The sequence below is a fragment of the Fictibacillus tiangongensis genome (assembly GCF_048083785.1).
GTDB lineage: Bacteria > Bacillota > Bacilli > Bacillales > Fictibacillaceae > Fictibacillus.
Genome location: NZ_CP182294.1, coordinates 4,133,467 through 4,148,533 on the forward strand (window position 1 = coordinate 4,133,467; position 15,067 = coordinate 4,148,533).

The window sequence follows — 15,067 nt, forward strand, 5'->3', positions numbered from 1 at the left end:
GAGTGTTTGAAGCTTCGTTTACTGAAAACACAACGAGTAAAAACCCCGCTATATCCATAACGGGGTTCAATGTTTATCTAAACTTTTTTTACAATACGTTTCTCTTTTTATGCGCAGCCCATCTTATCTTAGAAGAAGCAAACACTCTTCCGCTCTTCGATACTTTTTTACTTCTAAAGAAATCTGCAATGATGTCTTTGTCGGAGTGAGGAATCTTCTCACCTTTTACAATTTGAGCACCGTTGATGCAGCCACTCGTGAGGAGAACAATGTCATTTTCTTCACTAAGAGACAATGCCTTGATCACCGCATCATGACGTGTGAGTTCTGAGTGAATGTTAGGTGCATCAGGATTTTTGAAACCTTTCATCACGTGACCAATGATCTCACTCGGATCGTTATATCCTGGATGGTCAACCGATACGACGATTTCATCTGCTTGGTTCTCAATCGTTTCTGCCATTTTTGGCATCTTTTCTTTATCTCGTATGCCAATACCCATCACTAGCACAATCAGTCGACTGTATGGCAGCTTTTTTACTTCCTTTACAAGATTTTGTAACGCAACAGGAGTGTGTGCGTAGTCCAAAATAATCTTACGCTTTTGCTTATGAATGATTTCAAATCTTCCTTCAGGACCTGTCATTTCAGGTAGAACATGAAGCATTTTTTCTAATGGAATTCCGATATGCAAACCTGTACAGATGGCAGAAAGGAGATTCGCTATATTATAAGATCCGTAAAACGGTGTTATTACAGAATAATGTTTTCCGTAAACGGATAGAGTGAATGAGGTGCCGTTCGATACCTGCTTAACATCTGTTGCGATCACATCTGCACCGCTTTCTTCATTCATGCTGTACGTTAGCAAAGGACCTGCAAACAACTCAACGATCTCTTTACCCATTCCTTCGTCATCAATGTTCACAACTGCTTTTTTGGCTTGTTTAAATAACTTCAACTTTGCTTGTTTGTAGTTTTCAAACGTATGATGAAACTCCAAATGTTCTGGCGATAAGTTTGTGTGAATCGCTACATCAAAATGGATACCTGCTGTTCGTTTTTGTTCGATTCCAACAGAAGTGACCTCCATCGCAGCGAGTTGATCACCATTCTCTACAAATTGTTTAAAGATTTGATGAAGATCAGGTGCTTCAGGAGTTGTTGGTGTGGACTGTTTGAGATTCAGATTTCCTGTCGAAGAAATCATACCAGTAGTTCCGATCGAACCTGATTTTACACCACATAAGTTCATCAATGATCTCACATAAGCCGCGACTGTCGTCTTACCATTTGTACCTGTAATACCAACTGTTATTAATTTTTCATGTATACGTTCATTAAATAAGATAGATAATTGAGCCATAAATACGCGAGCATCCTCAACGAGTAAGAATGTACAATCTCTATAGGTTTCGCTCGCCTCTTTTAAAACCGCTTTATTTTCACCGGCCACAACAATGGCACCGTTCTTGATGGCACTCACAATAAAGGTGTGACCGTCAAATTGTTCACCAGTTATACAAACAAAGGAAGAGTTATTCATTACGTTTCTGGAATCAAAGCAGACAGAAGAAATGGTTTGCTGTTTGCTTCCCCAAATTTCCCGAATACCTAATTGCTGCTTTTTTTGTTCAAAATGTATATTCATCTTTCTCTCCTTTTGCGATCAATCTATGAATAATTGCTATAGTAGAATATAAAAGTTTTTATATAAAATTTTTATGCACACATACTTTCTTTAAATACCCTAAGTATTCGATTGTTAACCTTTTTTTATTTATGTTTCTGTTTCTTTTTTTGAGAAAAAATGAGCGTTAAATACTGGAAGGACGGGGGTTAAGAGAGTTGCAATATTAGAAAGAAAGATCATATCATAAAAAAAATAACCACCAGTGAAAGGTGGTTATTTTAGAACTTTTATATCTTTTTTACAAACTCAGACTTCAGCTTCATCGCGCCAAATCCGTCAATCTTACAATCAATATCATGATCACCTTCGACGAGACGGATTCCTTTTACCTTTGTTCCGATCTTAATAACAGAAGATGTTCCTTTGACTTTAAGATCTTTAATTACAGATACAGAGTCACCGTCTTGAAGAATGTTTCCGTTTGAATCTTTTACAACCTTTTCTTCAGATTCGCTCTCTGTTTCGAGTGACCATTCATGAGCACACTCGGGGCAAACGAGAAAAGTTCCATCCTCATACACATAAGCAGAACTGCATTTCGGGCAGTTTGGTAGGTTAGACATCTATGTCGTCCTCATTTCTTATAGTTATTGTTCATTTTACCACACTGAATTTCACTCAAGACTTCTTCCAGAGTTCGGTTTTTCACATAACTCATAATGTCACAACCCAAAGTGCATTACGCTTTGAATCCACATACCTGTCCACTATAATTGAGTTATCATAATAATCTAATATTTAACATCATGGCTTTTCGTGTTTTGCAATTTTAAGTTCCAAAAAAGGAAGGGGAAATTGTAATGGAAAACAACAACAAGCCCGATCAAAAAGAGCACACATCTGCAGGTCAATGTCCTGTCACACACCACAAGGATAGTGCGATTACGACTTCAAGAGCGCCACACGGTACGACAAATAAGGATTGGTGGCCGAATCAACTCAACCTGAACGTTCTTCGCCAACATGACAAAAAATCAAATCCGATGGGAGACGACTTTAATTATCGTGAAGAGTTCACCAAACTGGATTATGACGCACTGAAGAAAGATCTTCATGCATTGATGACAGACAGCCAGGATTGGTGGCCGGCGGATTATGGTCACTATGGTCCTTTCTTCATCCGTATGTCTTGGCATGCTGCAGGTACATACCGTACAGCTGATGGACGGGGAGGAGGCGGATCAGGTTCTCAGCGCTTCGCACCTCTAAACAGCTGGCCAGATAACGTAAATCTTGATAAAGCTCGCCGTCTTTTATGGCCGATCAAACAAAAATACGGCAACAAGATCTCATGGGCAGATCTCCTTGTTTTCACGGGTAACGTAGCGATCGAATCCATGGGGTTAAAAACGTTTGGCTTTGCTGGCGGACGTGAAGATATTTGGCATGCAGAAGAAGATGTTTATTGGGGAACGGAAAAAGAATGGTTAGCGGACAACCGTTATTCAGGTGACCGTGAACTTGAAGACCCGCTTGCTGCAGTTCAGATGGGTCTGATCTACGTGAATCCTGAAGGACCGAACGGAAAACCTGATCCACTCGCAAGTGCTCGTGATATTCGTGATACGTTTAGCCGTATGGCGATGAATGACGAAGAAACGGTTGCACTTATCGCAGGTGGTCATACGTTCGGAAAAGCTCATGGCGCAGGCGACCCTTCTCTTGTAGGAGACGACCCTGAAGCAGCAGACATCGAAACACAAGGACTAGGCTGGCTGAGCCGTCACGGCAGTGGAAAAGGACGCGACACCATTTCGAGTGGTGTTGATGGAGCATGGACGTCGAACCCAACACAATGGGATAACGGATACTTTGATCTTCTGTTCGGTTACGAGTGGGAGTTAACGAAGAGTAGAGCAGGCGCTTACCAATGGAGTCCTGTTGATGTGAAAGAAGAGCACATGGCGCCTGATGCCGAAGATCCATCCATCAAAGTGAAAACGATGATGACAACAGCGGATATGGCATTGCGTATGGATCCAGAGTATGAAAAAATTTCTCGTCATTACTACGAGAATCCAGATAAATTCGCTGATGCATTTGCACGTGCATGGTTTAAGCTCCTTCACCGTGACATGGGGCCGAAAGTTCGCTATCTAGGTCCTGAGGTTCCAGACGAAGAACTTATCTGGCAAGATCCTGTTCCGAGTGTAGATTATGATTTATCAGAATCTGACATCGCTCAGCTAAAAGAAAAAATCTTAAATACAGGATTATCGGTGAGTGAGCTCGTCAAAACGGCATGGGCTTCAGCAAGCACGTATCGTGTTTCTGATATGCGTGGAGGTGCGAATGGTTCACGCATTCGCCTAGCTCCTCAAAAGAACTGGGAAGCGAACGAACCTGAGCAGCTGGAGAAAGTTCTAGGAATCTATCAAGATCTACAAAACCAGCTCGACACGAAGGTGAGTCTAGCCGACTTAATCGTTCTTGGCGGAAGTGCCGCAGTTGAAAAGGCTGCAAAAGATGGAGGCTTTGATGTTACGGTTCCATTTACACCTGGACGCGGTGATGCAACGCCTGAACAAACAGACGCCGTTTCGTTTGATGTTTTAGAGCCGGTATCAGACGGGTTCCGCAACTATCAAAAGAAAGAATACAGCACAAGCCCTGAAGAGATGTTCGTAGATAAAGCACAGCTACTAGGTCTTTCCGCTCCTGAAATGACTGTCCTCGTCGGAGGTCTGCGTGTTCTTGGGACAAACTATAAAAATACGAAACACGGTGTATTCACAGACCGCGTTGGCACGTTAACGAATGACTTTTTCGTAAACTTGCTCGACATGGGCGTGGAGTGGAAATCAAAAGGCTTTAACGAGTACGAAGGCCGCGACCGTAAATCAGGAGAAGTGAAGCGAACAGCTTCCCGCTTTGATCTTGTGTTCGGGTCCAACTCAGAACTTCGCGCACTCGCTGAAGTGTATGCACAGAACGACAACCAAGAAAAATTCGTACGCGACTTTATCGCAGCATGGGTAAAAGTGATGGACGCTGATCGATTTGATGTTAAGTTAAAATAACAATTAATAAACGCACCTACTCACGATTTTTTGATGCAGAATTTGCTGCTTCAAAGCTCTTGAGATTAGGTGCGTTTTTTGCCCATAAAAAAAGACAGGGTAACTCCCCGTCTTAAATGTCCTGCATATGTTTTCGTACTATTTACCGAACCGCTTACGATAACCACATTTTCTGCAAAGTTCCTCAACCGCTTCTCTTCGCGAAAAACCATCTACAAGATTGTTCGCTCGTTCACCTTCAATAATAGTTGAAAAGTGTGTATCATTGATATTTCCTAAATTAATCACACCTTCTCCATCTAAGCAGCATGGAATAACTGTACCGTTTGCCAGAATGCCAGCTTGATTGCGGAGGCCGTAGCAGAATCCTTTTCCGTCGTCCTCTTCTTCATGAAGTGCCGGCCATTTAAACTCGTAATCTTGATTGATGAAAATTTGATCCGCCAGTTTGATTCCTTTTCCCGGCGTGAGCTTTTCTTCAATTTTAAATCCGAGATTAAATTCGTTTTCAATAATCTCAAGCAGCTGGCGGTTACGCTGTTTCTCCAAGTTCGTCGCATTGTCTTGCGTCAGGTTCCAGAGCCTTAAAGAAACAAATAATGAAGACTCTCTCGTTGCTTCTTGTACAAAAGAAAGAATCGTTCTTACGTATTCTTCTTTATCCGTCATGCTCTGACCGACATGGCCATCAAAGCTATGAAGGGAGAAATTCATCTGTCTGAGCGCAGGCTTATTGATAAGCTTGTCCCAATTCTTTTTGATGAGCGTCCCATTCGTCGTGATATTAACTTTAAACCCTCTTTCATGAGCGATGTCCAATAACTGATCAATTTTTGGATGAAGCAGCGGCTCACCTTTTACATGCAAATAGATGAAATCGGTATACGGCTTGATCTGGTCTAAACGTTTCGTAAAATCATCAATGGAGATGAACTGTTTAGCTCGTTCCGTTGGAGGACAAAAATGACACGCCAAATTACAGATACTCGTAATCTCTATATAAAACTTCTTAAATCTTTTCATAGGTATTCCTCATTTCACAAACTCTTGATACATACACTAATGCTCACTAAAGCCACAGTGCACATAAACTACCTGCTTTTTTAACTCTTTCTTATTAGAGCACAATTTATTAAAAAGATAAACGTGTTATGAGGAAATTAACAGATGGAAGCGAAAGGTTGGTCGTTCGGTCGTTTTTTAAAATATCTAAACGAAAACGCAAAAAAGAAGAGAAATCAGAACTTTCTTGACCCTAGCTAAGTTTCTCATCCTCATGTTTTTTTAAGGACAAGCATAAGATGGTAGAACAATTGACTGGGAAAGGAAAGCCTATCTATGATTTCATTTCAAAAAATGCTAGGAGCCTCATTGTATGCCACCATGTCCATCAGCCTTTGGGGAATATCCTTTGTCTCGACTAAAGCGGTACTGGACAAGCTTGATCCCTTTACTCTTCTTGTCATCCGTTTTGGTATAGGTGCATTATTTTTATTAGTACTTATCCTTGTAAAAAAGGAACATTCCATGAAGCTGCCGATACAGTATATCCCTCACTTAATCGTATTAGGGATTCTTGGTGTTTTTCTTCATCAAGTTATTCAGGCAAGCGCGCTTTTATCCATTGATGCATCCTCTGCAGGCTGGCTCATTACGTTATCCCCCATTTTCACCGTCGTTCTTTCCATGGTCTTTCTGCATGAAAAGATGACATTTCCAAAGGCTATTGGAATTATTTTGGCCATTAGTGGTGTGTTGCTGGTCACAACAGCAGGTGGAGACAGGTCATTAGGATTCTCGATCAACATCGGGTATCTACTGATGGTTCTCAGTACCTTAAATTGGGCCATCTATTCAGTTTTACTAAAAAGCCTAAAAGTGCCATTGCCTGCATTGGTCCTCACCTTTTACATGAGTACTTTGGGATTTTTGCTTACTCTCCCATTCATCTATCAGAACAAAAGCTGGGAAAAGCTTACTCTTCTAGATGGAGTAGAATGGGCTCATCTTATCTTCCTTGGAGTCTTTGTATCCGGTATTGCCTACTGGTACTGGGCAAAAGCATTAGAGGTGTTGGAGGCCACTCAAGTATCTGTTTTCTTATACCTTGAACCAGTCTCTACACTGATAGCAGCCGTGCTACTTCTACATGAAAAGGTTATTTATACCAGTATTTTAGGTGGAGCAATCATTATCCTTGGGGTTATTTTCGTAAATGGTCATCTAGTTGGACTGATAAATCGATGGAGTGCGCGGAGGTAGGGAAAGCAAAGGGACGGTTCTGCTGCTCCCTAACTTACAACTGTAAACTCTAAAGGATTCACCTTTCCATCTTAATATATAAAAAAAAGCGCTGACCCCGTGCCCCTAAACTAAAAAACTAAAAGATTCGTACTGATCAATAAAATAACTGAAACAAGCCAGAGATTTTAAAAAAACTCTGGCTTGTTAATCCGATAAATTTCATGTGTCTATTTACATTTTCTCAGTAAAAGCAGCAAGATTTTCTAGCGTGGACCTTAGTCCAGTGTCGTGATCTTCCTTACGAATACCTTCTGGTACGTTTTCACAGACAATTGTAACATTAGTGCCTCCCGAAACATCTTCCAATATCCATTTCTGTATCATCTCACCCGAGAAAGCAGGATCTTCGGAATTGAAGTTAACAGATTGGACAATTCGCTGGTTTGGGACCAGCTCCAAAAATGTTCCTTCCGCTACATCGGTGTTATCCGACGTTTTGCCAAGAATCAACTCATCCATTTCATACGTAAGAGTCATTTTATAAGCTCCTCCTTCACGGCAATCATAGGTATCAACTTTACCCGACATCCCTTCAGGCGGAAGCCATTGAATGAGTGAATCCGGATTTATAATAGCTAGATAGACGATTTGAGGTGGAACTGGGATCACTTTTGAAGCAGTATCTGTTCTCCGATTTCTTGACAAATTCACCCTAAAAACCTCCTTGTAATTAACTTTAAAGGAAAATTCGTCACTTCCTGCTTATCACCTGCTTAAAGATGCTACTTATAAAATGTAAGATGTCTCTAAAGATCCAGATCAATGATGCATTTCAAATAACCAATCCTTTTATTTCAGCATAGGTTTTTTAAAAGCATACAAGAAAAATAATAAAATAAACCAAATGGGTGTCAGCAATAACGCAGGACGTGTAGCTTCTGCCACGAGCAGCACGATCAAAATTAATCCAAACAGCGCGAGCACCACATAATTAATGAATGGAGCAAAAGGTGCTTTGAACGCCGACTTATTGTGCAGATCAGATCGTGTCTTACGGTATTTATTATGGCTGATTAAGATCACGCTCCACACCCAGATGAAACAGATGGCACTTATTGTTGTTACGATGCCAAAAGCCTGTTCCGGAATCAACTTACTGAGGAGCGCTCCCACTGAAACAACAACAGTGGAAACCCAAAGAGCGTTTCCAGGTACAGCATTTTTCGTTAGTTTCTTAAAAGAACGAGGAGCCTGCTCACTCTTGCTTAACGTAAATAGAATGCGACTCGTTGAGAACAATCCACTGTTGCATGCAGATGCCGCTGATGTCAGCACAACAAAATTAATGATGCCAGCAGCAAGCGGAATTCCTATTAAGCTGAACGTTTTAACAAATGGACTTTCCGCAGCGTTTAACTCTGTCCACGGATTGATGCATAGCAGCACGATCAATGCGCCCACATAGAAAAATAGAATTCGCAGTGGAATTTTATTGATGGCGGACGGAATATTTTTTCTCGGATCAGATGTTTCTGCTGCCGCTACTCCGACTAACTCCACTCCGACAAACGCGAACACGACCATCTGAAACGAAAGTAAGAACCCTGTCATGCCATTTGGAAACAAACCTCCATGATCCCACAGGTTGTTTATGGAGACGGTCCCCGCATCTGTCTGATAACCAATTACGAGTAGGACAACGCCAATTACAATTAACGCTAGAATCGTAATTACCTTGATCAAAGCGAACCAAAACTCCAATTCCCCGAAAAGCTTTACCGTTAACAGATTTAGCCCAAGTAAAAGAAGCAAACAGACAATTGCTGGAACCCACTGCGGTATGTCAAACCAATATTGAACATAGACACCTACCGCAATCACATCGGCCATCGCTGTCATGATCCAGCAGAACCAATACGTCCATCCTGTGATAAACGCAGCTCGCGGACCAAGATAGTCCTCCGCAATATCAGTAAACGACTCATAACTTTCCCTCGAAAGCAAAAGTTCCCCTAGCGCTCTCATCATGAAGAATAGAGCGATCCCCACAATTAAATAAGCAAATATAACAGACGGTCCGGCAAGCTGAATCGCTTTTCCTGAACCTAAAAATAACCCAGTACCAATTGTTCCGCCAATCGCAATCAGCTGCACATGACGATTAGCTAAATCTCTCTTCAACTCTTGCTGTGACACGTATGAATCCTCCTTCTAAGATGCAGATCAAACGAAAAAAGAGACTGGAAGAATCTCCAATCTCTTGTACATTAGAATATGAAAAAAGCATTCACTGCGCTATAAATGACAGGCACAACAATGTCAAAATTCAATACTCTTCTGTCCATTTGCCTGAGATTGTGAACCCTTCGGCGCCGCTAACAAAGCGGTCTCTCCAGAAGCTGCTCCTGCTGTAGTACGACCCACAGCAATCATAGCTTGCTATCTATTAATTATTTTAGTTCTGTGAATATAATTTTTAATACTATTACTGAGTTGGAGTTTTGTCAACTGTACAATAATGGTATTGTATTTACACACATGAGTAGAAGAGTTCAAACTTTTAACTAATTGTACATAACAGCTTTACGAGTATATCCTCTACTCCCTGCACTAAAGTGATAAAATTATATGAACTAGATTTCCCCTATAAAAGACTACTTAATAAGGATGAGTATACATGAATGAAATTAAGCAGCTAATAAACGCTATCAATGAATTTCGAGATGAAAGAGGGTGGAAACCTCACCACAACCCAAAAGATCTTGCCATTTCTCTTTCCATTGAAGCAGCTGAACTATTAGAAGATTTTCAGTGGAAAAGCAGTGAAGAGGCTGTAGAACAAAATATTGAAAATATTAAAGAAGAAATCGCTGATGTTTTCATCTATGGACTTATGCTCTGCAGTGAATTGGATTTGGATGTCGAAACAATTATTAAAGATAAGATTAAGAAAAATGGATTGAAGTATCCTGTTTCAAATAGTTAGATACGAAAAAAATACAAAAATAAAATAAGAAACAGCACCTATAGTATTTAGTTAAGTAGGTGCTGTTAGATCGGTATGGATTGTTGTCCGTAATTCCTATGTATAAATAAAATAACCCCTCATCGCCTTCATAATAAATCAGTTTCCCATAACCCAAGCTGGCCTTTTGCTGGGATACGTTCAGTCAAAATCTTCATGTCTTGAACCACCCAAGCATATCCTCCCACATTAAAGTCACCCAAAAAATAATCATTTCCTGATACGATTTGTCCATTTTCCAGGACTGCTGATGTCTGATTTTCCTCTGTTATCTTCAGACAATTTTCAAGCCGACATACAGCAATGATCATTCCCGTTGGAAGAGTTTCTTCTGTATATCCATGCTTATCGAGCAGCGAACGGATGGCAACATGCCTGCAGACAGACTTATCTATTTTTTTACTTGTATGAATGGCCAACGGCCCGCGATAATTTGTTTTCCATGACCTTGTTTCAAATTCATTCTCTCGGAGGACAAAAAGACTTGCCCAAGGCTGAATCATAGATAATACCTTCATTCTGCCTGCCACCCATCTATAAAGTTTCATTCGTTTGTCTTATCGTGTCCGTAGAGAAGAATAATATTAGCAAAAAGGTTTAAGTGCCAACGGTAAGTAGTAATCTACCGGAAAAATAAAAATGAGGGGCTTACTATTAAAAAGTACATTAAAAACTATCCAACCTTGGAATTAACTTTTATTTATGGTACGGTTCTGCCCGCTTTATTAGATGGTAAACTAGGGACAGAAGAAAACCAGAAGGTTATCTCTTTGACATCCTTCCGGTTCTCCTCCATCTGTATTTCTTTTATTAAAGATCTAATGAGTAGTTTTCTTTCTTCATCACTGACAAGTGCAAAGAACTGTTCAAAGTTCTTCAAAGTGTCTAGAATTAAGTCTTTATCAACCTTTTCTTCATTGGACGTAATTTCTTGCTCTAATCGTCTAATACCTCTCTCGATATCTTTTATTTGTTTTTCAATACCTATCATTAGACGATTATATGTTGTACTTTCAATATTACCCATAAAGTAATCCTCATCTAATTTTGACCGTCTTTCGATTAATTCTTTTTGTTTCTTCTTATAAAGATTAATTTCTGCTTGATATGCTTCTTTTGCAACTACATTGTCTTTACCTAACTCTTTTATTAAGGCATTCAATACATCACCATTATTGACTAGAAAACTTATTTCTTTAAAGACCTTTTCTTCTACAATTTCTTTTTTAATTAAGTTAGCTCTACAGACTGACTTACCTTTGCTATGAAATGATTGACACATATAATAGAAATGGTAATCACCATTTTTCTTTTTTGATTTACTCATAACGGTACCTGCACCACATTTTGGACACTTTAGAATACCGGACAAGTAGAAATTCCCATTGAAATTTCTGTTTGTTGTAAATGTTTTCTTTTGCAGCTTATTCACTGTTTGGACTTTTTCCCATAATTCTTTTTCAATTATTGGCTCATGAATTCCATCTACTATTATAGGTTCAGTCCTTCCTTTCCTTCTTTTAGTACTCCAATCTTGATGCTTTTTCCATACCATTTTACCAATATAGATGTGATTATTTAAAATCAGCTTAATCCCAGGTATACTAAAAGCTTTCCCTTTCTTAGTCTTAATTCCTTTGGTATTCAATTCATTTGCTATATATTTGTAACCTTTTCCCTCTGCCCGGTGTTTAAATATCTCCTTTACAATTGATTCTTCTCTTTCATTAACAACTAGTGCTTTATCTATTGTGTCGTAACCTAAAATAGCTCCACCATTCCATAAACCTTTTTCTGCTCGTTTTTGCATTCCTGCATTTACACGTTCAATTATCATTGACCTTTCGAATCTTGCAAATGTACTAAGAAAAGATATATACATGTATCCGTTGCTATCTGACGAGTCAATATCTCCCGATGTAATCACTAATTTTTTATTATTAGGATTCAATTCATCATTAATCAGTAGGATAACATCAGCATTGTTTCTAGAAATTCTATCTACATGCCATGCTAAAATTACATCAAATTTGTCATTTCGCAAGTCTGTTATAAGTCTTTGGAACTCAGGTCTATTTAAATCTTTACCCGAATATCCTTCATCTCGATATACGTCATATATTTCATAGCCTTTACCATCCGCATAATTCTTTATTAAATCTTCTTGAAAATCGAGAGATTGGCCTTTTGTCTGTTCTTCAGTTGATACTCTTGTATAAACTGCAGCCTTCATTTTTAAACACCCCTGTCTTTCTTTTGAATGTTTTTAAATTCAATTGAGTATTTTTTTATCAGCATTGCAAGAGTTTGTATTGCCTCTTGCTTCATGTCTTCTGCTTTACTTTGTACAAATAAAGATTTTCTCATTTTTTCACCCCTAATAACTTTTACTTTTAGTGGTATTTACTTTGGTGGGTAGCGATAAGTATAATTTCTTGAAATTGGGTATTACACTACGAACCTATTAATATTCGATACTTGGTCAATCCATAATTTTCTTATATGTTCGTCAAAGTCTATAATTGTCTGGTCTTTAAACAGATTTTTTATAACTCTTCTATAATGCCTTGAAAACTCATTAATCGTCATATCACCTTTTTGCAAACAAATAATTATAGCTTTATAAATCGGTGGGACCTTAATATCCTTATCAACTATCCACCCGGAGTAATATTTATTAAAAGATGGTGGGTGGTTAGCTAGATCGGCTAGTACTAATTTCGATTTATAGACGATTTCCACTCTTGTTAACTCACCTTTAATTACTTCTCTGTTTAATAGTTCTTGTTTTTTGTCATATATTCGGCAATAACCGTTTTTCCCCCGTTGACCTTTACCCCCAAAGTATCGTGTCCCTTGAAATAAATTCATCTCCCTGCCTGTATTAGAAGTAACAAGCAAATTACTTTGATGTATGGGAAAGTCAAATGCAACATCCATAGAAACAAAATAAACATCTCGACTTATCTCTTTCAGTTTCTTTAGTAATGATGAAAATTCACATAAGTATTCCGGTTGAGTTTCTAATCGGAGTTTCCCAACTGGCTTCCATATTTCGTATTTAGACTGATAATAAAGTTTAATATAAGTATCATTTTTGGTTATCTGCAAACAACGGTGATAGTGAAAACCCTCATTACTTTTTATGTCGCTAATATTCCAGTCATCCTTTATTGCATCAAAGATGTTTAGAGGTATGTTGACATATTCTAATACCAATTTGTCTAGCTTTACACTGGCTAACAATAAGCTCATCTCCTTAATATCTGGTTTAAGGCGATAAGTTTTTTAAGTTTATAAGTGATGATTGGTTGATAGATTAAGTACTTAATTACAAGAACTTAATCGTTACAATAGTTAATTTAGCGAAATGGTTATTTACGCCACGAGAACCTTTATATGAATATTATTTGTGTTTAATAGGGGTTAACATGGTGTCACCTTTTAAAATTGCATAGCAACCAATCTCGTTACATTTAACATATTGGATAAATCATCTCTTTTTTAAATACGATTGAAATTTTTTATAAAAAAAGATCAAGCTACACAGCTTGACCTTTATACCGGACTTTTAAAACATCCTAATATCGATACTTGTTTAGCTTAGGATTTAACAACCTGATATATTCTCTCTCTAAGGAAGTTACATCTCCTTCTAGATTCTTAATACCAATTAGCAGTACTTCTTGGAAATGGCCGGTTAGTTTATCTTGATATAAATGTTCCGGAACTCTCTTACGTAAATTAGTTGAAGAACCAACATAAAGTACTTCAAGTCGATAGTTAAGTACTGCATAAACCCCTCTCTTATAACCTTTTTTTGCACTTTGGCTAAACCATGTTGATATATCAGTCCTATTGAATCCTGGTGTAACTATATAATCATCAAATAAACTAAGACATTTGTTAATCTCCATTTAATTTTCTCCTCTCCAACCCAACTCTTTTTTTATTTTTTCTTCAATTTTTTCAATACGAACCTTTTCTTTTGCTAGTTCTTCAAACCATTGTTTATCGCCTAGTTCAAGTGCCTGGTGCATAAGTTCTAAGTAGTCTTTTGAGGATTTTCTTGGTAGATTTATCAATCTCTCAATATCATATTTCAAAAGCTATGCCCCCTTTCTTTGATTTCTTCTTAATTGGGATTGAACTTTGCCGAAAGAAATTACATTAATAAGTGGTGGATGTTGGCCTTTTACAATTAAATCTAAATGTCTTACTTCTCCCAAGTAGAAGCGATTAGTTAAGATATTTCGTATCGCCATAGTAGAAAAATCTTTTCCATGATGGGTTTTATAACCTAACTCACATAAATTATGTTGAACCTTCCTAATGGATTTTAAGTCTAAATAACTTCTAAATATTTCTTTAACAATTTCCACTTTCCCGTCATCAAGTACCACAATAGGCTTTTGAACCCCTTCATGCTTCCACTTGTAGCCAAGTGGAGGATTCCCACAAGCCTTAGTTCCACCTTTAGCCTTTTGACGTCTTCCATTTGCCAGCTTCATATTGATGCTTAATCGATCGTATTGATCAAGTAATTCCATCATTCCATTAAGTAAAAAGTCATTTGGATCTCTGTCGTAAATGGAATAGGTAGGTTGTTCAATGCTAGTTACTCTTACACTGTCTTTCATAAGTTGTCTTTTTATCATTACCTTCGCATTATCTGCCCTCCATAAGCGGCTAGTATTCATTACAACTACTCTTTTGATAACTCCCTCAGATAAAGCAGCAAATAAATCTGTTATCCCATCACGTGGAAATAAAGTACCACTTACTCCTAAATCCCTAAAAACTGTAACTATTTCTAACTTATTTATTTTGCAATACTCTTTAATAGCTGTTTCTTGAACATCTTTTCCATATCCTTTTTCAGCTTGGGTTTCAGTCGAAACACGAACATAACCAAATACTTTTTCCATACATACACGACCTTCCTAAATTTGTAAAACGAGTATAGGACCTCTCGTTACTTTTGTAAACTCTTATGTATAAGATGTTATAAAAAAGCAGCCAAACAACATGTATAATTACTTTTTACAGCGTTTCTTACTCAAATTGTTCAAAAAAAAGACAAGG

General features: G+C 38.2%; 15 protein-coding genes and 1 riboswitch. Of the genes, 3 read left to right on the top strand and 12 right to left on the bottom strand.

All coding sequences use genetic code 11. The annotated features are described in order from the left end of the window. Positions 1-88 precede the first annotated feature (88 nt). A complete protein-coding gene (locus ACNJYY_RS21595; protein ID WP_416730094.1) occupies positions 89-1,651 on the bottom strand; it encodes a UDP-N-acetylmuramoyl-L-alanyl-D-glutamate--2,6-diaminopimelate ligase in 1,563 nt (520 codons plus the stop codon). A 269-nt stretch (positions 1,652-1,920) separates the two neighbouring features. Further along, a complete protein-coding gene (locus ACNJYY_RS21600) occupies positions 1,921-2,256 on the bottom strand; it encodes a zinc ribbon domain-containing protein YjdM (RefSeq protein WP_416730095.1) in 336 nt (111 codons plus the stop codon). A gap of 237 nt (positions 2,257-2,493) precedes the next feature. Between ACNJYY_RS21600 and katG the strand changes: the two genes are divergently transcribed. Beyond that, positions 2,494-4,713, top strand: a complete 2,220-nt coding sequence (gene katG, locus ACNJYY_RS21605; RefSeq protein ID WP_416730096.1) for a catalase/peroxidase HPI — start codon at positions 2,494-2,496, stop codon at positions 4,711-4,713. Positions 4,714-4,851: 138 nt separating this feature from the next. Here katG and ACNJYY_RS21610 read toward each other — a convergent pair whose 3' ends face one another. After that, complete coding sequence (locus tag ACNJYY_RS21610) at positions 4,852-5,736, bottom strand: radical SAM/SPASM domain-containing protein (protein ID WP_416730097.1); 885 nt, start codon at positions 5,734-5,736, stop codon at positions 4,852-4,854. A gap of 315 nt (positions 5,737-6,051) precedes the next feature. Here ACNJYY_RS21610 and ACNJYY_RS21615 point away from each other — a divergent pair, with 315 nt between their 5' ends. Further along, entirely contained in the window at positions 6,052-6,975 is a 924-nt protein-coding gene (locus tag ACNJYY_RS21615) for a DMT family transporter (protein WP_416730098.1), read from the top strand. Between the two features lie 213 nt (positions 6,976-7,188). On the opposite strand, the gene ACNJYY_RS21620 is transcribed toward ACNJYY_RS21615, so the two are convergent. Continuing rightward, on the bottom strand, positions 7,189-7,668 hold the full coding sequence (locus ACNJYY_RS21620) for an SRPBCC family protein (protein WP_416730099.1): 480 nt from the start codon (positions 7,666-7,668) through the stop codon (positions 7,189-7,191). A 138-nt stretch (positions 7,669-7,806) separates the two neighbouring features. Beyond that, the gene (locus ACNJYY_RS21625) at positions 7,807-9,153 is read right to left on the bottom strand and encodes an amino acid permease (RefSeq protein ID WP_416730100.1); all 1,347 of its coding nucleotides are present in this window, start codon (positions 9,151-9,153) and stop codon (positions 7,807-7,809) included. 131 nt (positions 9,154-9,284) lie between these two features. After that, positions 9,285-9,363: riboswitch (glycine riboswitch) on the bottom strand. Between the two features lie 271 nt (positions 9,364-9,634). Between ACNJYY_RS21625 and ACNJYY_RS21630 the strand changes: the two genes are divergently transcribed. Continuing rightward, positions 9,635-9,943 (top strand): nucleotide pyrophosphohydrolase, encoded by a 309-nt coding sequence (locus ACNJYY_RS21630; protein WP_191754961.1) that lies wholly within the window; start codon positions 9,635-9,637, stop codon positions 9,941-9,943. 128 nt (positions 9,944-10,071) lie between these two features. Here ACNJYY_RS21630 and ACNJYY_RS21635 read toward each other — a convergent pair whose 3' ends face one another. The 7 genes from ACNJYY_RS21635 to ACNJYY_RS21665 form a co-directional block, all read right to left on the bottom strand. Beyond that, a complete protein-coding gene (locus ACNJYY_RS21635) occupies positions 10,072-10,500 on the bottom strand; it encodes a 2-oxoglutarate dehydrogenase E1 (RefSeq protein WP_416730101.1) in 429 nt (142 codons plus the stop codon). A 182-nt stretch (positions 10,501-10,682) separates the two neighbouring features. Continuing rightward, positions 10,683-12,215, bottom strand: a complete 1,533-nt coding sequence (locus ACNJYY_RS21640) for a recombinase family protein (RefSeq protein ID WP_416730102.1) — start codon at positions 12,213-12,215, stop codon at positions 10,683-10,685. Positions 12,216-12,217: 2 nt separating this feature from the next. Continuing rightward, the gene (locus tag ACNJYY_RS21645; protein ID WP_269217412.1) at positions 12,218-12,349 is read right to left on the bottom strand and encodes a hypothetical protein; all 132 of its coding nucleotides are present in this window, start codon (positions 12,347-12,349) and stop codon (positions 12,218-12,220) included. A gap of 81 nt (positions 12,350-12,430) precedes the next feature. Next, complete coding sequence (locus tag ACNJYY_RS21650) at positions 12,431-13,228, bottom strand: replication initiation factor family protein (RefSeq protein ID WP_231308723.1); 798 nt, start codon at positions 13,226-13,228, stop codon at positions 12,431-12,433. A 335-nt stretch (positions 13,229-13,563) separates the two neighbouring features. Beyond that, positions 13,564-13,899 carry a GIY-YIG nuclease family protein gene (locus ACNJYY_RS21655; RefSeq protein ID WP_231308724.1) on the bottom strand — a complete coding sequence of 112 codons (336 nt, stop codon included), beginning with the start codon at positions 13,897-13,899 and terminating at the stop codon, positions 13,564-13,566. Further along, on the bottom strand, positions 13,900-14,088 hold the full coding sequence (locus tag ACNJYY_RS21660) for a hypothetical protein (protein WP_231308725.1): 189 nt from the start codon (positions 14,086-14,088) through the stop codon (positions 13,900-13,902). Positions 14,089-14,091: 3 nt separating this feature from the next. Then, positions 14,092-14,910 carry a recombinase family protein gene (locus ACNJYY_RS21665; protein ID WP_231308726.1) on the bottom strand — a complete coding sequence of 273 codons (819 nt, stop codon included), beginning with the start codon at positions 14,908-14,910 and terminating at the stop codon, positions 14,092-14,094. Between the last annotated feature and the right edge of the window lie 157 nt (positions 14,911-15,067).

Excerpts from the sequence above, each read along its gene's own strand:
- ACNJYY_RS21665 (WP_231308726.1), bottom strand. The coding sequence starts at position 14,910 with ATGGAAAAAGTATTTGGTTATGTTCGTGTTTCGACTGAAACCCAAGCT.
- katG (WP_416730096.1), top strand. The coding sequence starts at position 2,494 with ATGGAAAACAACAACAAGCCCGATCAAAAAGAGCACACATCTGCAGGT.
- ACNJYY_RS21635 (WP_416730101.1), bottom strand. The coding sequence starts at position 10,500 with ATGAAGGTATTATCTATGATTCAGCCTTGGGCAAGTCTTTTTGTCCTC.
- ACNJYY_RS21600 (WP_416730095.1), bottom strand. The coding sequence starts at position 2,256 with ATGTCTAACCTACCAAACTGCCCGAAATGCAGTTCTGCTTATGTGTAT.
- ACNJYY_RS21630 (WP_191754961.1), top strand. The coding sequence starts at position 9,635 with ATGAATGAAATTAAGCAGCTAATAAACGCTATCAATGAATTTCGAGAT.
- ACNJYY_RS21595 (WP_416730094.1), bottom strand. The coding sequence starts at position 1,651 with ATGAATATACATTTTGAACAAAAAAAGCAGCAATTAGGTATTCGGGAA.
- ACNJYY_RS21610 (WP_416730097.1), bottom strand. The coding sequence starts at position 5,736 with ATGAAAAGATTTAAGAAGTTTTATATAGAGATTACGAGTATCTGTAAT.
- ACNJYY_RS21640 (WP_416730102.1), bottom strand. The coding sequence starts at position 12,215 with ATGAAGGCTGCAGTTTATACAAGAGTATCAACTGAAGAACAGACAAAA.
- ACNJYY_RS21655 (WP_231308724.1), bottom strand. The coding sequence starts at position 13,899 with ATGGAGATTAACAAATGTCTTAGTTTATTTGATGATTATATAGTTACA.
- ACNJYY_RS21645 (WP_269217412.1), bottom strand. The coding sequence starts at position 12,349 with ATGAGAAAATCTTTATTTGTACAAAGTAAAGCAGAAGACATGAAGCAA.
- ACNJYY_RS21615 (WP_416730098.1), top strand. The coding sequence starts at position 6,052 with ATGATTTCATTTCAAAAAATGCTAGGAGCCTCATTGTATGCCACCATG.